Raw genomic sequence first — 18174 nt, 5'->3', positions numbered from 1 at the left:
GGGCGGCCACGCTCGACGGACACGGCAAGGCGCTCGGCTACCACCTGCTGACCCTTGCCCTGGAAGAACGGCCGGTCGGCGACGCCAGCGGCTAGCCGGCGGACCCGGTGGCGAAGCGCCTGCGGGAGTCCTCGATGTGCCGCAGGTTCTGGTGGGTCCAGGAGCACATCGTGTCGACGGTGGCCCGCAGACCGCGCCCGGGGCCGGTCAGGGTGTACTCGACGCGCGGCGGCACGGTGGGGTGCACCTCGCGGTGGACCAGGCCGTTGCGTTCCAGCATGCGCAGGTTCTGGGTGAGCATCTTGTGGCTGATGCCCTCGACCTCCGCGCGCAGCTCGCTGAAGCGCAGGGTGCGCTCGCCCAGGGCCTCGATGATCAGCAGGGCCCATTTGTTGGCGACGTCCGAGAAGATCTCGCGGGCGAGGGAGTCGGCGCGGCGCAGATCCGCCTCGTCGGGCAGGCCGCTGTACTGCTTGGTCACCATCAGGTTCCCCTGTCACGGAAAAGTGCGTTCTTCCAGGTCAGCGTTCACTCTCCTAGGGTTTCCAAGGAACCGCAAGAGAGTGCGGACGCCCGATGCCGAGGAAACGGAGCCACCCATGGCCATCACCCTGATCGACCCGCCCGGACTGCCCGAGATCGGCGCCTACCGGCAGGTGTCGGTCGCGACCGGCTCGAAGCTGGTCTTCGTCGCCGGCCAGGTCTCCTGGGACGCGGACGGGACGACGGTGGGCGAGGGCGACCTCGCCGCCCAGGTCGAACGCTGCTATCTGAACGTGGCCACCGCGCTGGCCGCGGCCGGTGCCACCTTCCGTGACGCGGCGAAACTGACCGCCTACGTCGTGGACTGGACGCCGGACAAACTGCCGGTGTTCCTGTCCGGAGTGGCCCGGGCAGCCGACCGGCTGGGCATCACTCCGCTCCCGCCCGCCTCGCTCATCGGGGTCGCGGCCCTGGACGTCCCCGACCATCTGGTGGAGGTCGAGGTCACCGCCGTCCTCGACTGACCGGCCGGGGGCCGTTCCCCGCCGGGCGGGGAACGGCCCGGGCTGAGGCAGAATGCGCACATGAGTCTGTTCCGCGACGACGGCATCGTGCTGCGCACCCAGAAGCTGGGCGAGGCGGACCGGATCATCACCCTGCTCACCCGCACCCACGGACGGGTCCGGGCGGTGGCGCGCGGCGTGCGGCGCACCAAGTCGAAGTTCGGGGCGCGGCTGGAGCCGTTCTCGCACGTCGACGTGCAGTTCTTCGCGCGCGGCAGCGAGCTGATCGGCCGCGGACTGCCGCTGTGCACCCAGGCCGAGACCCTCGCCGCCTACGGGCAGCCCATCGTGACCGACTACGCCCGCTACACCGCCGGCACGGCCATGCTGGAGACCGCCGAGCGCTTCACCGACCACGAGGGGGAGCCCAACGTCCAGCAGTACCTCCTGCTGGTCGGCGGGCTGCGCACCCTCGCGAGCGGGGAGCGTACGCCGGGCATGGTGCTGGACGCGTTCCTGCTGCGCTCGCTGGCGATGGGCGGCTACGCGCCCAGCTTCGAGGACTGCGCCAAGTGCGGGCTCCCCGGACCGAACCGTTTCTTCTCCATCGCCGCGGGCGGGGTGATCTGCGGCGACTGCCGGGTGCCCGGGAGCGTCGTCCCCTCGCCCGAGGCGCTGCGGCTGCTCGGCGCGCTGCTGACCGGCGACTGGCCGGCGGCGGAGGCCGCCGAGAGCCGGCACGTACGGGAGGGGAGCGGGCTGGTGTCCGCGTATCTGCACTGGCATCTGGAGCGCGGGCTGCGGTCCTTGAGATTCGTGGAGAAGGGCTGACCGGGGTTACGCTCGACCGCAGAGCTTTCGAACCGTGGAGAGTCCCCTATGGCCGCCGTCCAGCGCCGGTTCCTGTCCCGGCAGCACCGTGAGTACCGGGCGCCCGATCCCCACCCCTCCGGCGCGCAGCCGCCGAAGCTGCCGGGTGAACTGATCCCGCGGCACGTGGCGATCGTCATGGACGGCAACGGCCGCTGGGCGAAGGACCGCGGGCTGCCGCGCACCGAGGGGCACAAGGTCGGTGAGACCGTCGTCCTGGACGTGGTCAAGGGCTGCCTGGAACTCGGCGTCAAGAACCTCTCCCTGTACGCCTTCTCCACCGAGAACTGGAAGCGCTCCCCGGAGGAGATCCGCTTCCTGATGGCGTTCAACCGCGATGTGATCGACCGGCGCACCGACGAACTCGACGCGATGGGCGTCCGCATCCGCTGGGCCGGGCGCGAGCCCCGGCTGTGGAAGTCGGTGGTGACCAAGCTCAAGGCCGCCGAGGAACGCACCCGCGACAACGACGCGATGACCCTGTACATGTGCGTCAACTACGGCGGCCGGGCGGAGATCGCCGACGCGGCGGCCCGGCTCGCGGCGGACGTGGCGGCGGGGCGCCTCGACCCGGCGAAGGTCACCGAGAAGACCGTCGCCCGGTACATGTACCACGCCGACATGCCGGACGTGGACCTGTTCATCCGGCCCTCGGGCGAACAGCGCACCTCCAACTACCTGATCTGGCAGAGCGCCTACGCCGAGATGGTGTTCCAGGACATCCTGTGGCCGGACTTCGACCGGCGGGACCTGTGGGACGCGTGCGTGGAGTACGCCTCCCGCGACCGCCGCTTCGGCGGGGCACTGCCCAACGAGGTCCTGCTCGCGCAGGAGGCCGCCGCCGAGCGGCGCGGGGACGTCAGCGGCTGAGGACCGGATCGCCGACGGCGAAGACCCAGTCGGAACAGTACGACTCGGGAAGCGCCTCCAGCTCCAGCCGCAGCACGTCCGTGACATCGAGGTCGAAGCTCTCGCTCTCCCCGAACGTGAAGGTCCGGCTCGCCAGCACCTCCCCGTCGCCGCGCACGGTGAACCGTACGGTCTCCTCCACCGAGGTGTCGTGGAACCCGGCGGTCAGGCGCAGCGACGTCCAGGAGCGGCCGAGGTTGTAGGAGACCGGCTCCTCCAGGACGCAGGTGCTGAAGCTGAGGGAGTCCTCGTACGCGACGCCGTCGATGTGGACGGGCTCGGGCACCACGCCGTAGGGCAGGCTCACCGGTTCGAGCGACACCAGCGGCGCGGGGCCGGTCTCCGGCGGATCCAGGATGATCTCCCCGCCCGCTTCCTCCCCGGCTTCCTCGCCCACCTCCTCGCCGTCGCCCGGCCCCGGCCGGGTGACGGTCACCGTCACGGTCGCCTCCGGCGCGGCCGAGGCGCCGTCCGCCCCGGAACCACCGGCCAGCAGATAGCCGCCGGCCCCGCCCAGCGCGATCGCCGCCACCGCCCCGGCGGCCAGCAGCGGCAGCTCGCGGCGGCGTCGCGGCCCCGGAGCGGGCGCGAAGGGCGGAGGCGGCGGCGGGGACGTGACACGCCCGGTGTGCGCGCTCACCGCCCGCACCTCCCGCACCCACCCGGTCAGGCTGTGCGGGCGGCGCTCCGGGCGGGCCTCGAAGAGCCGCGGCAGCGTCGCGGAGCCCGCCACCCCCGGCAGCGCGCCGAACGCCTCCCGCAGCTCCTCCGGGGTGGTGGGCGGGGACTGCCCGCTGAGCAGGAAGTACGCCAGCGCCCCGAACGCGTACCGGTCGGCGGCCGGCGACCGCTTCCCCTCGTACACCTCGGGCGCCGCGAACCCCGGGGTCAGCCACGGCTCGGCGGTGTGATGCTCGGTGGCCAGCTTGCTCAGCCCGAAGTCCACCAGCGTCGCCTGGCCGTCCGCGTCCACCATCACATTGCCCGGCGACAGATCGCCGTGGATGACGGTGCGCCCGGAGGGCGTGGCGGCGCCCGAGTGCAGCCAGTCGAGCACCTCGGCGAGCTGTTCGAGGGTGCGCAGCACGGCCCGCCGCTCGGCGGGCAGCGCCAGCTCCGGCGACAACTCGGCGCGCCAGTCCCGCAGATCGAGCCCGTCCACATGGTTCATCACCAGACACAGCGCCCGCCCGGTGGTCGGCGCGCCCCGCCCGGCCGGGTGGGGCGGCGGCCCCTCGAAGTGCTCGCGGACCCCGACCACCCCGACCCGGTGCGCGAACCGCAACAGCTCGGCCTGCTCGTTCCACTTGGCGCTGATCTCGGCGAACCGCTGCCGGCTGACCGTCCGCCGCATGTCCAGCACCTTGACGACCACGGGCTCGGTGCCCCCGGACAACTCGATCTCGGCGAGATACAGCACGGCCTCGCCACCCCGCCCGATGGACCGCACCAGCCGATACCGGTCCGCGGCCCCCTCCGGCCCCACGAACAGACTCCCCGCCACGCTGCCCCCATCTCCCCCGGCGACAAGGAAACTCAGCGTACGCGCCGGGTGTGTCAGTCGTCAGGCCCCGCCCCGGGCACGAAGGCCCGCCGGATTTCCTCGGCGGCTGCGGGCCGGCCGGAGTTCTCCAGGATTTTGATGATCCGATCGATGAACAGGGTGTTGTCGACGGAGATGTCCGCGTGGCGCATCAGATCGACCAGCGCCTCCACGACCGTCCGTTCCGACTCGGTGAGAGGGGTGTCCTCCACCGGCTCCGAGGGGTTCAGCGGGGAGGCGGCGGCATCGGGGAGCTCCTGATTGTTGGCCGCGGCCGACAGCAGGGTGAACAGACCGATGAGATCCACCGTTTCGTGCAGCTTGCTCTCGTCCCTGGACAGCCACCACACGAGGGCGCTGCCCGGATCCTTGAGCACGTCGTCCCCCAGGTAGGCGCGCTTGCTCCGTTCGTGGTGGCGCTCGTGTTCCCACACCTCCTCGTCCTTGCGGACCCGGGCCAGCTTCTCCAGCCGCTCCCGGTCGGGCCCGGGAAGGGAGAGCGAGATGTCCCGGGCCATCGCCACGACCAGCCGGCGGTCGTCGGGGGCCGCGACTCCCAGCTCCCCGCTGAGCAAGTGCTGCGTGAGGGAGACCTGTGAGGGATGCCCCCGGCCGGTCACCGCCTGGGCCCGGGCGATCACGGACCCGGCGGCGAGCGCCGCCCCGTCCAGCGGATACGGGGAACCGTCCCCGGAGCCCGTCTCGTACCAGCGGACGGTGGCCGAGAACTCGACGTGGTAGTCCGGGGCAGCGGTGGGCAGGGCCACCCGCTCGACGCGGTGCTCCCGGTACCGGGGCCCGTCGAAGGACGGCTGGGGGAGGTATCCGGCGTCGGCGGAGGGCTCCTCGCGTGTACGCGTGGCCGTGGCCGCGAGGGTGCACAGCACGGTGAGGGCCAGGATGCTCCAGGACCACTGGGGCCAGTCCAGGCTGATGCCGATGATGAGGAACAACAGGACGGAGAGCACCGTCAGATAGCCCATCAGGGTCTTGTGGTTGGAGGTCATCCGACGGGTTCCTCTTCCTGTGCGAGGTCGATGGTGTCCAGCAGAAGATGGGTGATCGGCAGCCGCTCGGGTGCGGCATGGGCCCAGTGGCGGGCCGCCGCGTACATCTCCTGAAGGTGGTACGGGTGATGGCGTGCGGCGTTCACCAGCACCGTGAGCAGCAGTTCCGGGCTGCGGCCCTCGGCACACGCGTGCAGCCACCTCCCCAGTGCCTCCCGCCACCGTTCGCACGGCTCCCGTTCGAGCACCACGCGCCAGCCGGCGGTGAGCACGTCCGGGAGGCCGGGCCGGAGGATGAGCGGCGCGGGCGGGGTGGTGAGACGGAAGGGGTCGGCGAGTTCGAGGAAGAACCGGGCATCGAGTTCCCAGGGCCGGCTTCCCTCGGGCGGATTGGCGAGCCGGCCGAGCATGAAGCGCAGTTTCCGAGGGTCCACCACCTGCTGGCGCAGTGCCTCCAGCGCCACGGGAGTGGCGCCCGCGTGGTCCTCGCGCCTGGCGAGCTGATGCAGCCGGACCAACGCCTGGTGCGGGTGGGTGTGTGCGATGACGCCCGTGCACACACCGGCGATCACCGTGCGGAGCTTGTCGGTGATGGTCCGGTCCGTGCACCAGAGGTAGAGGGTGTTCCTGAACCTGCCGGCGTACTCCTCGCTGCGCAGGCCGCGCTCCAGAGCATCGGCGGCGACCGCCATGAGTTCGCGCCCGGCACCCGGGCCGGTCCAGCTGCGGGCCAGTGCCTCCAGGTCCTCCGGGCGGCCGGTGCGCAGGCACTGCTCGGCGAACCGGTCCATGAGGGCCGCGCGTTCATCGGAATTCAGCGTCACTTCACGGGCCACCCGGTCCACCCACACCCGGAAGGCGTCCCGCAGATCGGGCCGATTGGTCCAGAAGTGGAACCGTACGGCCCGGTCGTAGGCGAGCTGCGTGAAGCGCACCCGGCCGTACGCGTCGGTCTCGGCGTCGACAGCGGCGAGCAACTGGGAGAGATCGGCGCGCTCCAGCGGAGTGCCGGGTTCCTCCGGGGGCTGGTCGAGGACGTCGTACAGAATCTGCGTGGCCTTGAGGACGGACTCACCGAGCGCGCCGTTGAGCATGGCGGCGGAGATCAGCAGGGCACGCTGCCAGCCCCGCCGGTGCCGGGCGATGCGGTTGCTGACGTCGCGGGTCCAGGGGCGGGTGGCGAGCAGTGCGTGGTCGCACCACTGGGCGAACGAGTCGCCCTGCTGGGTCTGCCGGGCCGAGCCGATGAGTATGGCCAGCTCGGCGGTCTGGCCCATGGAAGCGCCGGACAGGCGTTTGTCGAGCGGTGGATACCGGACGTCGGCACGCCGCAGCCGGATCTGCCCGTCCAGACGCAGATAGCGCTGCAACACCTCGGTACTGTCCGGGCGCCCGAGACGGGCGGTGAAAGGCCGCAGTTCGGCCGGGGTGAAGTCGTGGTCCGGCGGCAGGACGACGACGAGCTGGGCGCCGCGTGCCCGGATCTCGGTGTAGTAGGCGGCCAGTCTGCCGCGGATGACGGAGAGCGGATGGGGGCCGGTGCGGGTGAGGTCGAGGAAGAGCCTGTCGCCGCTCTCCACCGTCTCCGGATCGAGAATCGGCTCGCCGGGACTGTCCGGCGTGTCGTTGAGCTCGGTGATCCCCCGCACGGCCGACCGGGGAGGCCGCAACAGCATCATGGCCGCACTGCGCCGGCCGGTACCGGCGGCACCGGAGAGGAGGGCCACGCCGTGCTCCTCCAGCAGTGACTGGGCGGCGCCGAAGCCGCCGGGGGAGACGAAGCGCTGGGTGAGCCAGCGCAGATAGGCCTCGGCGATGACCCGCCGGTCGCGTCGGACGGACAGAGTTCCGTCCGAAGTGGTGTGGAAAACCACCTGAGTGCCGCTGCCGGTGTGGACAGGTCCGCTGGCCTGGTTGAGGAGAGCTCCGATCACCGAGTTGGGATTCACCGGCCGGACTCCGGTGTGTCATCGTCGCGCTGAGGGGATCCGACATTCACTTGGCCGGAACCGAAGTTCAGACCCGTTCCCCGCACATCCCCTGAGATCATCGCCCCGGAACCGGTGTGCACCGAACCCGAGGGCTGGTTGATGACCGTTCCGGAGTTGGGGGAGTTATGGGTGACACGAGAGTTGTCGGTATGCACGCCTCCGGTCACGTCGCTCAGTTGGTGCGACGTGCCCACACGTCCGCTGACGGAGTTGCTGATCGACCCGGGACCGGGCGCGGGGGGCGCGTCCTCCCCGTTGGTCTCCCGCATGCCCCGGGCCGCGAGCTCCGGCACATACTGCAAGACCTCGTCCACGATGTGATCAAGGTCCACCTGGGACCGGTGTTCGAAACGCACGTACTGCGCCTTCGCGAGGAAAGCCAGTGCCTCCGGCAGTTCGGTCTCCGTCAGGCGGGTCATCTCGCGGCTGATCAGCACCGGGATGACCGGGATGCCGAACTCGTGGGCCTGAAGGATCTCCCGGCGTGTCCAGTCGGTCTCACTGTCCAGGGCCCGGCCGCCTGTTCGGGCGGGGAACGCGGCCCACTTCCGGCCGATGATGGCCAGGAGAATCCGGCAGCGCCGGATGGCGTCTTCCAGTTCCTTCTCGTAGTCCTTTCCCGCCTGGATGGAGTGGCTGGCGTAGAACACGCGGTCACGTCCGAAGCGGCGGGCCAGCTCGCTCTGAATGTGCACGGCCGCCATTTCCTCATCGCCCGTACGGTAATTGATGAAGACTTCCGGAGAATTGGGCATGACAGGATCACCTTTCTGGTGGGGAGAGACTGCTGAAGGTCGGGAAGTGAAACTGCGGCGAGGGGCGGTCGTCAGCCGGCGGGCCGCAGTGAAGCGGTGATGCGCGGGGAGAGTTCCCGCACCGCTCCGTGGGTGGCGAACCGGTTCAGTTCGCGGTGCAGGCGGCGCAGGTCGGTGCCGATGGTGGCCGAGTCGACGACATCGACCGAGCGGAGGAGGGCGTCCGTCACCGCGCACGCGTGGTCGATCTCGCCCGCCGTCGCGTGGGCCAGCGCGCGGCGGATGCCGAAGCGGGCGCGGGAACGCATGGCGCCGGTGCCCAGCCGGCCCAGCTGGTGGTCGAGTACCGCCGCCGCTTCGGCGGGGCGGCCCAGGTCGTACAGGCACCAGCCCTCGGCCATCGCGGCCGGGTCGCCCACGTTCGAGGTGCCGATGACCGGCGCCGGGGAGTCACCCGGGTCGCGTGAGAGCAGGTCACGGGCCCGGTCCAGGCTGCGTCGGCAGGCGGTTTCGTTGCCGTCGAGGGCGTGGCCCTGTGCCTCCCGGACGGCCGCCAGGCCCCGGATCCGGGGCGGTGCCGAGGAGTGCTGAGCGGCACGGGCCAGGGTGATGGTCGCGTCGGCGTCCCCGGCGTACATGGTGATCAGCGCGCGCCGCACCAGCGCGTAGTGGGCCAGGTCGTGGTCACCGCCCGCTTCCGCCAGGCCGACCGCGTGATCGGTCCAGCGCTGCGCCGAGTCGCTGTCGCCCGCCTCCTGGGCCATCCAGCCGGTGAACTCGGCGTAGCGGGAACCGAGGAGGAGCAGTCCCCGCCGGACGGGTTCGCCGGTGCGGTTGGCCTGGTCGGTGACGGCCCGGGTCTGGGCGGTCAGCGCCGGGAGCACCGCCCGCGGGCCGGCTACCTGGCCGAGCTGGCGGAACTGGTCGAACAGCGAGCGCAGGAAGGTCAGCGAGGCGCCCTCTTCCGGTGTGGCCGAGGTCGCTGCCGCCGCCGGAGCTGGATCCGCGCCGGCCATGCTTGCTACCAGGACGGATGCCGTCCCCGCACGTACTGCGGCGCGGCGCCGTACCCCTTCACCCTGCGGTGCGGCGAGTGCGGTGAGCCGGCCGTTCGCGTTCAGGGCGGTGTCGCACAGGCGTGCCAATTGAGGGGGTGGCTGCTTGTCGCCCCGCTCGATTTTGCTCAGATGGCCTTTGCTGTAATGGATCTTCTGCGCCAGCCGGGCCAGGCTCAGCCCGGCTTCTTCCCGCAGTCTGCGTAATTCGCTGCCGAATCGGGTGTCCGTCACAGCGAAAAGCGTGCGGCACCACGAGAGGGGCTCACAAGGTGGTCAGGGGTGTTTCCCGTTTCCTCTTGCCGCCGTGCATTCGTCGCAGGTGCCGAAGATCTCCACGGTGTGGCCGACGTCCGTGAAGCCGTGGTCGCGGGCCACCGCCTCGGCCCATTTCTCCACCGCCGGGCCTTCCACCTCCACGGCCTTGCCGCAGATCCGGCAGACCAGGTGGTGATGGTGGTCGTCGGTGCTGCACCGGCGGTAGACGGCTTCGCCGTCGCTGGTGCGCAGGACGTCGACCTCGCCGGCGTCCGCCAGTGACTGGAGGGTCCGGTAGACGGTGGTCAGGCCGACCGAGTCGCCGCGGTGTTTGAGCATGTCGTGCAGCTCCTGCGCGCTGCGGAACTCGTCCACCTCGGCCAGCGCCGCCGCCACCGCCGCACGCTGGCGGGTCGACCGGCCACGGACCGGGGGTCCTGGCGTGTCCACGTCTACCACTGCTCCCTGCTGGTGCTGGGCGTCCTTGTGCGCCCCAAGGGTAGCGGCTCGGCTAGGGCCGGGCCGCCAGGGCGTTCTCGGTGGCGGGGGACGGCCGCGCCGCCCGGCGGGCGCGGCGCCGGGCCAGGGGCAGGGCCAGCAGCGACACCACCGCGAAGACGCCGAGGGCGATCAGGACGATCGTCGCGCCGGGCGGTACGTCCGCGTGGTACGAGGTGACGGTACCGGAGATCGAGACCAGCACGCCCACGCCCATCGAGAGAATCAGGGTCGCCTTGAAGCCGCGGGTGACCGCCTGGGCCGTCACCACGGGGATCACCATCAGCGCGCTCACCAGCAGCAGCCCCACCACCCGCATGGCGACCGTCACCGTGGCCGCGGCCGTGACCGCGAGCAGGAGGTTCAGGGCGCGGACCGGCAGCCCGGAGACCCGGGCGAACTCCTCGTCCTGGCAGACGGCGAACAGCTGCCGGCGCAGACCCAGCGCCACGCACAGCACGAACGCCGACAGGACGCAGATCGCCGTGATGTCCTGCGGGGAGACGGTGGTGATCGAGCCCCACAGGTAGGTGGTGAGGTTGGCGGTCGAGCCGCCGGGCGCCAGGTTGATGATCATGACGCCGCCCGCCATGCCGCCGTAGAACAGCATCGCCAGCGCGATGTCCCCGCGCGCCCGCCCCGAGGAGCGCAGCAGCTCCATGGCGACCGCGCCGAGCGAGGAGACCAGGACCGCCATCCACACCGGGTTGGCCTGGAGGAGGAACCCCAGCGCCACCCCGGTCAGGGCCACGTGTCCGATGCCGTCGCCCATGAGGGCCTGGCGCCGCTGGACGAGGAAGATCCCCACCGCGGGCGCGGCCACCCCGATCAGCAGCGCGGCCAGCAGGGCCCGCTGCATGAAGGCGTAATCCAGGAGGTCCAGCATCACAGGATCCCCGTTTCCAGCTCGTGCGGATGGCAGGCGTTGGTGGCTTCCACCAGGCCCGCCGACAGGGAGACCGAGCGGGTGATCAGCGGCTCCAGCGGGCCCAGCTCGTGCAGGACGACCAGGGTGGACACGCCCTGCGCCAGCTGGCTGCGCAGGGTGTCCGCCAGGATCCGCTGGCTGGCCAGGTCGACGCCGGCCAGCGGCTCGTCCATGATCAGCAGCTCCGGCTCGCCGGCCAGCGCCCGGGCGATCAGCACCCGCTGGTGCTGGCCGCCGGACAGGGCCTCCACCGGGTCCCTGGACCGGTCGGCGAGGCCGACCAGCTCCAGCGCCCGGTCCACCGCCGCCCGGTCCGCGCGCCCCAGGGGCCGCAGCCGGCGCCGCGCGAGCCGCCCGGCGGAGACCACCTCGCGTACGGTCGCGGGCACCCCGCCGGCCGCCGTGGAGCGCTGCGGTACGTACCCCACCCGGCGCCAGTCGCGGAACCGCCGCACCGGAGTGCCGAACAGCGCCAGCTCGCCGCCGGTGACCGGCACCTGGCCGACCGCCGCGCGGACCGCCGTGGACTTGCCCGAGCCGTTGGCGCCGAGCAGGGCCACCACCTCGCCCCGCCCCACGGTCAGATCGATGCCGCGCAGCACGGGCCGGCCGCCCAGCTCGGCGTGCACGCCGCGCAGGGTCAGCGGGGGCTCGGCTATGGCGGGGTCCGCTGCCGGTTCCATGCGGGGTCCTTTCCTTCCGTCCGTTACGAGGCGCCGAGCGCGTCGCGCAGGGCCGCCAGATTGGCGCGCATGACCTCCAGGTAGTCAGCGCCGGCGGACCGGTCGGTGATTCCCTCCAGCGGGTCGAGGACGCCGGTCTTCAGCCCGAGGTCGTCGGCGAGGGTGCGGGCGGTGGCGTCGCTGGCCAGGGTCTCGAAGAACACGGTGCTGACGTTGTCCCGCGCGGCGACCTCGTGCAGGTCGCGCAGCCGGGCCGCGCTGGGCTCCGACTCGGGGTCGATGCCGGCGATGGCCTCCTCGTGCAGCCCGTACCGTTCGGCGAGGTAGCCGAAGGCGGCGTGGGTGGTGATGAAGGTCCTGGTCTCGGTCTCGGCGAGGCCCGCGGTGAACTCCTCGTCGAGGGTGGTGAGCTGGGCGATCAGCGCCTCGGTGTTGGCCTCGTAGTCGGCGGCGTTTTCCGGGTCGGCCTCGGCCAGCGCGTCGCCGACGCCCTGGGCGACCTCGGCGTACTTCACCGGGTCCAGCCAGATGTGCGGGTCCTCGGCGCCGTGGTCGTGACCGTGGTCGTGGTCATGTCCGTGGTCGTCGTGCTCGTCGTCGCCGTGCTCGTCGTCGTGCGCGTGGTCCTCGTCCGTCCCGTGCGCCTCCAGGGACGTGAACGAGGTGGCCTCGACGATGTTCCCGACGCCGGACTGGGCGATCGCCTCGTCGACGGCCGGCTGGAGCCCCTTGAGATACACGATGACGTCCGCCTCGGTCAGCCGGGCGGTCTCCTTGGGACTCAGATCGAGATCGTGCGGCTCCACGCCCGGCTTGGTGAGCGTGGTGACCGTGACGTGCTCACCGCCGATCCGCTCCGCCAGGAACTCCATGGGGTAGAACGACGCCGTCACGGCCAGGGTGCCGTCCGGGCCGCCGCCGCCGCCCGCCGTGCCGGAGTCCGATCCGCAGGCGGTCAGGGTGAGCACGCCGAGGGCCGCAGCACCGGCGGCCAGCGTGCGGGCGGGGGATATCCGGGGGCGGCGTCGTCTGCTCATGACAGCCATTTTCAAGTGGGATGGAAACCATTGTCAAACGTTGGACCGAGTATGTGACCGGTACCTCCCGATGGCTTCCCGATGGCCCCGATACCCGCCGGTGATCCGGCCCTCACGATTTGCTGCGGCCCCCTCGTACGCCGGTAATCTGGGGCCACTCCATCGTCGTCCTGAAGAGAGCACCGTGGCCGCCGACAAGATCGACACTATCGTCAGCCTCAGCAAGCGCCGTGGCTTCGTCTACCCGTGCAGCGAGATCTACGGCGGGCAGCGCGCCGCCTGGGACTACGGTCCGCTGGGCGTGGAGCTGAAGGAGAACATCAAGCGCCAGTGGTGGCGTTCGATGGTCACCTCGCGCGACGACGTGGTCGGGATCGATTCCTCCGTCATTCTGGCCACCGAGGTGTGGGAGGCATCCGGTCACGTCGCGACCTTCACCGACCCGCTCACCGAGTGCACCTCCTGCCACAAGCGTTACCGCGCGGACCACCTGGAGGAGGCGTACGAGGCCAAGCACGGCCACCTCCCCGCCACCGGTCTGAGCGAGCTGAACTGCCCGAACTGCGGCAACAAGGGCACCTTCACCGAGCCCAAGCAGTTCTCCGGCCTGCTGTCCACCCACCTCGGCCCGACTCAGGACTCGGGCTCGGTGGCGTACCTGCGCCCGGAGACCGCGCAGGGCATCTTCACCAACTTCGCCTCCGTGCAGCAGACCTCGCGGCGCAAGCCGCCGTTCGGCATCGCCCAGATGGGCAAGTCGTTCCGCAACGAGATCACGCCCGGCAACTTCATCTTCCGCACCCGCGAGTTCGAGCAGATGGAGATGGAGTTCTTCGTCAAGCCCGGCGAGGACGAGCAGTGGCAGATCTACTGGATGGAGCAGCGCTGGAACTGGTACCGCGGCCTCGGCCTGCGCGAGGAGAACATGCGCTGGTACGAGCACCCGAAGGAGAAGCTGTCGCACTACTCCAAGCGCACCGCCGACATCGAGTACCGCTTCAACTTCGGCGGCTCGGAGTTTGGTGAGCTGGAGGGCGTGGCCAACCGCACGGACTACGACCTGAGCGCGCACTCCAAGGCCTCCGGCCAGGACCTCAGCTACTTCGACCAGGAGGCCGGCGAGCGCTGGACCCCCTACGTCATCGAGCCGGCCGCCGGTGTCGGCCGGGCCATGCTGGCGTTCATGCTCGACGCCTACGTCGAGGACGAGGCGCCCAACGCCAAGGGCAAGCTGGAGAAGCGCGTCGTGATGCGCTTCGACCCGCGGCTGGCGCCGGTCAAGGTCGCGGTGCTGCCGCTGTCCCGCAACCCGCAGCTGTCCCCGAAGGCGAAGGGGCTGGCGACCGCGCTGCGCCAGCACTGGAACATCGAGTTCGACGACGCGGGCGCCATCGGCCGCCGCTACCGCCGCCAGGACGAGATCGGTACGCCGTTCTGCGTCACCGTCGACTTCGACACCCTGGAGGACAACGCGGTGACCGTGCGCGAGCGCGACACCATGAAGCAGGAGCGCGTCTCGCTGGACCAGATCGAGTCCTACCTGGCCAGCCGCCTGATCGGCTGCTGAGCAGTACACGTCCCACCGTGGCCCGGTCCCGCGCCGGCGGGGCCGGGCCACGGCCGTTACCGGGTCACTTCTCCCACCCCGCGGTGTCGATCGCGCAGTCGAACGGTGCGGGGAGCGCCACCGTCGGGCCGAACAGCACGGTGTTCTGCTGCTGGTAGCCCTGGGCGGAGGGTGCTGTGTACACGGTGAGGCTGCCCTTCTGCATATCCACCAGGAGGTAGACCGGGACGCCCGCCACCCCGTAGCACTCCACCTTGTCGTACCGGTCGACATCCGCCGTGGACGCCGAGGTCAGTTCGGCGACGAGCGACAGGGCGTGCCCCGGCAGCCGCGGACTGCGGATCCGGGTGGCCTGGACGTCCGCCACGTGGAGATCGGGGCCGAACGCACGGCTCATCTCGGGAAAGATGTAGAGGCAGGGAGCGACACTCACCCGGTGCCCCGCGGGGAGGTGGGGCCGGAGCTGATCCGCCAGGGACTCCATGATGTCCAGGTAATACCCCTGCGACCATGACGACATGATGATCTTTCCCCCGGTGATCTCCGCCCGATACCCCTCGGGCACCTCCATCTCCTCCAGCGTCTGACACAGCTCCTCGAACAGTGCCGGGGACGGTATCGACATCGGTCGCTCTATCACCATCGTCATGATGCACCTCCTCAGGCGCCCGGGCCAGTAACCACACAAAGTGGAGGAGTGGCTACTGACAGCGCCCCGTGTCCGGTGCTCAGCCCCGCAGGCCGCGCAGCAGCAGGGCGACGACGGCGGCGAGGGCGTCGTCGGCGTGCGCGGGTTGGTGGAAGACGGCGGTGGCCCGGTGCACGGTGCGACGGGGGAGGGGCCGGGCTCCGGGCGACCGCCGCCGGCCGGATACGGGACAATGGGCGGATGACCGCACCGCCCGTACCCTCCCTCCAGATCGGACCGCACACCGTCGACCCGCCCGTGGTGCTCGCCCCCATGGCCGGGATCACGAACGCGCCGTTCCGCACCCTGTGCCGGGAGTTCTCCGGGGGCCGCGGGCTGTTCGTCAGCGAGATGATCACCACCCGGGCCCTGGTCGAGCGCAACGAGAAGACCATGCAGCTCGTCCACTTCGACGCCGCCGAGAAGCCGCGCTCCATCCAGCTCTACGGGGTCGATCCCGGCACCGTCGGCCGCGCCGTCCGCATGATCGCGGAGGAGGACCTGGCCGACCACATCGACCTCAACTTCGGCTGCCCCGTCCCCAAGGTGACCCGGCGCGGCGGCGGCTCCGCCCTGCCGTACAAGCGTCCGCTGCTGCGCGCGATCCTCCGCGAGGCCGTCCGGCACGCGGGCGGGCTGCCGGTGACGATGAAGATGCGCAAGGGCATCGACGACGACCACCTCACCTACCTCGACGCGGGCCGGATCGCGGTCGAGGAGGGCGTGACGGCGATCGCGCTGCACGGCCGCACGGCGGCGCAGCACTACGGCGGCGAGGCCGACTGGTCGGCGATCGCCCGGCTGAAGGAGGCCGTGCCGGAGATCCCGGTGCTCGGCAACGGCGACATCTGGACGGCGGACGACGCGGTGCGGATGATGCGCGAGACCGGCTGCGACGGGGTGGTCGTGGGACGCGGCTGCCTGGGCCGGCCGTGGCTGTTCGGCGATCTGGTGGCCGCCTTCGACGGCCGGGGGCCGCAGGCGTACGCGCGCCCCACGCTGGAGCAGGTCGCCGAGGTCATGGTGCGGCACGCCCGGCTGCTGGGGGAGTGGCTGGGCGACGAGGCACGCGGCGTCATCGACTTCCGCAAGCATGTCGCCTGGTACACCAAGGGCTTCTCGGTCGGCTCGGAAGCCCGCCGGAAGCTGGCGGTGGCCGGCTCGCTGGACGAGCTGTCCGCGCTGCTGGGCGAGCTGGATCTGACGCAGGAGTGGCCCCCGGGGGCGGACGGCCCCCGGGGACGGACCTCGGGGCGCAACCGGGTCGCGCTGCCGGACGGCTGGCTCGGCGACCCGTACGACTGCGCGGGGGTGGCGGCGGACGCCGAGCTGGACACCTCCGGGGGTTAGGCCGACGGCCGGGCCGGGGCTCCGGGGCGCCCGAGTGCGGGCGCCCCGGGCCCCGCCACGGTCAGCCGGCCGGGGCCGTCCGGGCGGGGACGGCTCGCCCGTGTCCTCCCGGCCGCCGTCCCGGCGCCGGGCGACTGCCGCCGCCGTACCCGCTGTCAGCAGCGCCGCCGTCACCAGCGCGGCGCTCAGCCACAGCGGGGCGCGCAGTCCGAGGCCGCCGGTCAGCGCGACGCCGCCCAGCCAGGGGCCGGCCGCCGCCCCGATGTTGAGGCAGGCGGTGGCGAAGCTGCCGGCCAGCGTCGGTGCGCCGGCCGCCGCGTACAGCACCTGGGAGATCAGGGTGCCGCCCACCGCGAACGACAGCGCGCCCTGCACCAGGGCGAGCGCCACCACCGCCGCCGGGTGCGCGGCGGTCAGCGCGAACACCGTCCAGCCCGCCGCCAGCGCCGCGCCCCCGCAGACGAGCAGCGGCAGCGGACGGGAGTCGGCGTACCGGCCGCTGATCCGCACCCCGAGGAACGCGCCGGTGCCGAACAGCATCAGCAGCGCCGGGACCGCCCCGTCGCCGAGCCCGGCGATGTCGGTGACGACGGGCGCGAGGTAGGTGAACGAGCAGAACGTCGCGCCGTTGACCAGCGCGCCGAGCAGCAGCATCAGCAGCAGCCGGGGCCGGCGCAGTACCCGCAGCTCCGCGCGGGCCCCGGCCGCCGGGGCGTCCGCGCCGCCGGGCGCCGCCGGGACGGACGCCAGTACCGCCACGACGGCGGGCAGGGTCACCAGCGCCACCGCCCAGAACGCCGCCCGCCAGCCCCACAGCTGGCCGAGCCACGCCCCGCCGGGCACCCCGGCGACGCAGGCGACGGTGGTGCCCGCGAGCAGGACGGCCAGCGCCCGGCCCTTGGCCCGCTCGGGCACGAGGGCGGTGGCGGTGCTCAGCCCGACGGCCAGGAACCCGGCGTTCGCCAGCGCCCCGGCCACCCGGGTGGCGAGCAGGACGGCGAAGCTGCCGGTCAGCGCACCGACGACATGGGCGAGGACGAAGACGGCGAGGAAGCCGGTGAGGGTGGCCCGGCGCGGCCAGGTGCGGCTGAGCAGGGCCATGAGCGGGGCGCCGGCCGCCATGCCCACCGCGAAGGCGGAGGTGAGCAGACCGGCGTCGGCGAGGGTGACCCCGAGGTCGGCGGCGATGTCCGGCACCAGGCCGGCCAGCATGAACTCGGAGGTGCCCTGGGCGAAGACCGCCAGGGCGAGAAGGTGCACGGCCAGGGGCATACGGGCCCTGGGTTCGTGGGACATGCGGAAGCTCCGTGGGTGATCGGTGGGATACCGGAAAGGGTTCACGGCACCGGTCGATCGGGCGCGGGGCACGGCGGGCGGCACCGCCCGCGCCAAGGGGCGGGGGTGCGCACGCGGAGAGCACGGGGCGGCACGGAGTGTGCCGGGACGGGGGAATCCGTCGAGCGGGCTCGGCCGGCGCCACCGGATGACCGGTGGCTAGCTTCTGGACGCCTCGGGGCTCGACATGGCCGTCAGGCTAGCAGCCTTCCCGCTCCAGTGCGTCGAGATATCCGGTCACCGAGGCCCGGTAGCTGCTGAGATGGGGGGTCAGCGCGCGCAGGGCCAGCAGCGCCGCCTCCCGGTCCCGCCCCAGGTCGAGCAGCGCGAGCGCGGCGAACGTACTGATCTCGTCCGCCAGCGGCCCGTCCGCGCCCCCGGTGGCGCGTTCGGCGCTCAGCAGGTCCGCGCCCTCCTGTGCCCGGCCGAGGTTGCGCAGGGTGCTGGCGTACTGGATGACGGCCTGCACGCGCAGGTCCCCGGAGAGCCCGGCGGCGAAGGCCGCCTCGTAGTAGCGGGCCGCCTCCTCCTCGCTGTCGGTGGCGTCGTGGGCGGAGGCCAGTTCGAACAGCGCGCGCGCCTCTCCCGGCCGCTCGGCCGCGAGCGCGCCCATACGGGCCCGGAAGGCGGCCGGTTCGAGGTCGTCGACGGCGTCCCACAGGGCCGCCAGCCGCTCGTCCCAGCCGCCGTCGCACGGATCGTCGTTCTGCATGG

At 71.9% G+C, this 18174-nt stretch carries 17 protein-coding genes and 1 pseudogene; 5 read left to right on the top strand and 13 right to left on the bottom strand.

Annotated features, from left to right (window positions below):
• Positions 1–91 precede the first annotated feature (91 nt).
• Positions 92–484: a winged helix-turn-helix transcriptional regulator gene (locus ACFV5N_RS02840; protein ID WP_385593141.1), complete on the bottom strand. Its 393-nt coding sequence runs from the start codon at positions 482–484 to the stop codon at positions 92–94.
• A 115-nt stretch (positions 485–599) separates the two neighbouring features.
• Between ACFV5N_RS02840 and ACFV5N_RS02835 the strand changes: the two genes are divergently transcribed.
• Genes ACFV5N_RS02835 through ACFV5N_RS02825 form a run of 3 tightly spaced genes read left to right on the top strand, consistent with a single transcriptional unit; the run spans position 600 to position 2726 of the window.
• A complete protein-coding gene (locus ACFV5N_RS02835; protein WP_385593138.1) occupies positions 600–1007 on the top strand; it encodes a RidA family protein in 408 nt (135 codons plus the stop codon).
• A 60-nt stretch (positions 1008–1067) separates the two neighbouring features.
• Positions 1068–1817 (top strand): DNA repair protein RecO, encoded by a 750-nt coding sequence (recO, locus tag ACFV5N_RS02830; RefSeq protein ID WP_385593135.1) that lies wholly within the window; start codon positions 1068–1070, stop codon positions 1815–1817.
• 48 nt (positions 1818–1865) lie between these two features.
• Positions 1866–2726, top strand: coding sequence for an isoprenyl transferase (locus tag ACFV5N_RS02825; RefSeq protein ID WP_385593133.1), 861 nt, complete (start codon positions 1866–1868; stop codon positions 2724–2726).
• Here ACFV5N_RS02825 and ACFV5N_RS02820 read toward each other — a convergent pair.
• From ACFV5N_RS02820 to ACFV5N_RS02780, 9 genes are all read right to left on the bottom strand, one after another.
• Positions 2716–4269 (bottom strand): protein kinase, encoded by a 1554-nt coding sequence (locus ACFV5N_RS02820; protein ID WP_385593130.1) that lies wholly within the window; start codon positions 4267–4269, stop codon positions 2716–2718. The two genes, ACFV5N_RS02825 and ACFV5N_RS02820, sit on opposite strands and share 11 nt — an antisense overlap.
• 53 nt (positions 4270–4322) lie before the next feature.
• On the bottom strand, positions 4323–5315 hold the full coding sequence (locus ACFV5N_RS02815) for a hypothetical protein (RefSeq protein WP_385593128.1): 993 nt from the start codon (positions 5313–5315) through the stop codon (positions 4323–4325).
• Complete coding sequence (locus ACFV5N_RS02810; protein WP_385593125.1) at positions 5312–7249, bottom strand: hypothetical protein; 1938 nt, start codon at positions 7247–7249, stop codon at positions 5312–5314. Before ACFV5N_RS02810 ends, ACFV5N_RS02815 begins: the two co-directional genes overlap by 4 nt.
• 11 nt (positions 7250–7260) lie before the next feature.
• A complete protein-coding gene (locus ACFV5N_RS02805) occupies positions 7261–8061 on the bottom strand; it encodes a toll/interleukin-1 receptor domain-containing protein (RefSeq protein ID WP_385593122.1) in 801 nt (266 codons plus the stop codon).
• Between the two features lie 71 nt (positions 8062–8132).
• Complete coding sequence (locus ACFV5N_RS02800; RefSeq protein ID WP_385593119.1) at positions 8133–9350, bottom strand: multiprotein-bridging factor 1 family protein; 1218 nt, start codon at positions 9348–9350, stop codon at positions 8133–8135.
• A 42-nt stretch (positions 9351–9392) separates the two neighbouring features.
• Positions 9393–9824 carry a Fur family transcriptional regulator gene (locus tag ACFV5N_RS02795; RefSeq protein ID WP_026047845.1) on the bottom strand — a complete coding sequence of 144 codons (432 nt, stop codon included), beginning with the start codon at positions 9822–9824 and terminating at the stop codon, positions 9393–9395.
• Between the two features lie 61 nt (positions 9825–9885).
• Positions 9886–10758 (bottom strand): metal ABC transporter permease, encoded by an 873-nt coding sequence (locus ACFV5N_RS02790; protein WP_385593116.1) that lies wholly within the window; start codon positions 10756–10758, stop codon positions 9886–9888.
• Positions 10758–11483, bottom strand: coding sequence for a metal ABC transporter ATP-binding protein (locus tag ACFV5N_RS02785; protein WP_385593113.1), 726 nt, complete (start codon positions 11481–11483; stop codon positions 10758–10760). Before ACFV5N_RS02785 ends, ACFV5N_RS02790 begins: the two co-directional genes overlap by 1 nt.
• Before the next feature lie 23 nt (positions 11484–11506).
• Positions 11507–12520, bottom strand: a complete 1014-nt coding sequence (locus ACFV5N_RS02780) for a metal ABC transporter substrate-binding protein (protein WP_385593111.1) — start codon at positions 12518–12520, stop codon at positions 11507–11509.
• A 184-nt stretch (positions 12521–12704) separates the two neighbouring features.
• On the opposite strand from ACFV5N_RS02780, the gene ACFV5N_RS02775 reads away from it, so the two are divergent.
• Positions 12705–14087, top strand: coding sequence for a glycine--tRNA ligase (locus tag ACFV5N_RS02775; protein WP_385593108.1), 1383 nt, complete (start codon positions 12705–12707; stop codon positions 14085–14087).
• A gap of 64 nt (positions 14088–14151) precedes the next feature.
• Here ACFV5N_RS02775 and ACFV5N_RS02770 read toward each other — a convergent pair whose 3' ends face one another.
• Positions 14152–14736 (bottom strand): Uma2 family endonuclease, encoded by a 585-nt coding sequence (locus ACFV5N_RS02770; protein WP_385593146.1) that lies wholly within the window; start codon positions 14734–14736, stop codon positions 14152–14154.
• 240 nt (positions 14737–14976) lie between these two features.
• Between ACFV5N_RS02770 and dusB the strand changes: the two genes are divergently transcribed.
• Positions 14977–16125: a tRNA dihydrouridine synthase DusB gene (dusB, locus tag ACFV5N_RS02765; protein WP_385593105.1), complete on the top strand. Its 1149-nt coding sequence runs from the start codon at positions 14977–14979 to the stop codon at positions 16123–16125.
• Positions 16126–16275: 150 nt separating this feature from the next.
• Here the strand turns inward: dusB and ACFV5N_RS02760 are convergent.
• Positions 16276–17397 (bottom strand): annotated as a pseudogene (locus tag ACFV5N_RS02760) (Cmx/CmrA family chloramphenicol efflux MFS transporter); the annotation flags it as partial.
• Positions 17398–17659: 262 nt separating this feature from the next.
• Positions 17660–18172 (bottom strand): tetratricopeptide repeat protein, encoded by a 513-nt coding sequence (locus ACFV5N_RS02755; protein WP_385593102.1) that lies wholly within the window; start codon positions 18170–18172, stop codon positions 17660–17662.
• Between the last annotated feature and the right edge of the window lie 2 nt (positions 18173–18174).

Source organism: Streptomyces sp. NPDC059853 (assembly GCF_042731495.1).
Classification (GTDB): Bacteria; Actinomycetota; Actinomycetes; order Streptomycetales; family Streptomycetaceae; genus Streptomyces.
The sequence above is the reverse complement of the archived record's forward strand: the minus strand, read 5'-3'. Positions and strand labels throughout refer to the sequence as shown.

Excerpts from the sequence above, each read along its gene's own strand:
- recO (WP_385593135.1), top strand. The coding sequence starts at position 1,068 with ATGAGTCTGTTCCGCGACGACGGCATCGTGCTGCGCACCCAGAAGCTG.
- ACFV5N_RS02770 (WP_385593146.1), bottom strand. The coding sequence starts at position 14,736 with ATGACGATGGTGATAGAGCGACCGATGTCGATACCGTCCCCGGCACTG.
- ACFV5N_RS02805 (WP_385593122.1), bottom strand. The coding sequence starts at position 8,061 with ATGCCCAATTCTCCGGAAGTCTTCATCAATTACCGTACGGGCGATGAG.
- ACFV5N_RS02840 (WP_385593141.1), bottom strand. The coding sequence starts at position 484 with ATGGTGACCAAGCAGTACAGCGGCCTGCCCGACGAGGCGGATCTGCGC.
- ACFV5N_RS02790 (WP_385593116.1), bottom strand. The coding sequence starts at position 10,758 with ATGCTGGACCTCCTGGATTACGCCTTCATGCAGCGGGCCCTGCTGGCC.
- ACFV5N_RS02825 (WP_385593133.1), top strand. The coding sequence starts at position 1,866 with ATGGCCGCCGTCCAGCGCCGGTTCCTGTCCCGGCAGCACCGTGAGTAC.
- ACFV5N_RS02835 (WP_385593138.1), top strand. The coding sequence starts at position 600 with ATGGCCATCACCCTGATCGACCCGCCCGGACTGCCCGAGATCGGCGCC.
- ACFV5N_RS02785 (WP_385593113.1), bottom strand. The coding sequence starts at position 11,483 with ATGGAACCGGCAGCGGACCCCGCCATAGCCGAGCCCCCGCTGACCCTG.
- ACFV5N_RS02755 (WP_385593102.1), bottom strand. The coding sequence starts at position 18,172 with ATGCAGAACGACGATCCGTGCGACGGCGGCTGGGACGAGCGGCTGGCG.
- dusB (WP_385593105.1), top strand. The coding sequence starts at position 14,977 with ATGACCGCACCGCCCGTACCCTCCCTCCAGATCGGACCGCACACCGTC.
- ACFV5N_RS02815 (WP_385593128.1), bottom strand. The coding sequence starts at position 5,315 with ATGACCTCCAACCACAAGACCCTGATGGGCTATCTGACGGTGCTCTCC.
- ACFV5N_RS02780 (WP_385593111.1), bottom strand. The coding sequence starts at position 12,520 with ATGAGCAGACGACGCCGCCCCCGGATATCCCCCGCCCGCACGCTGGCC.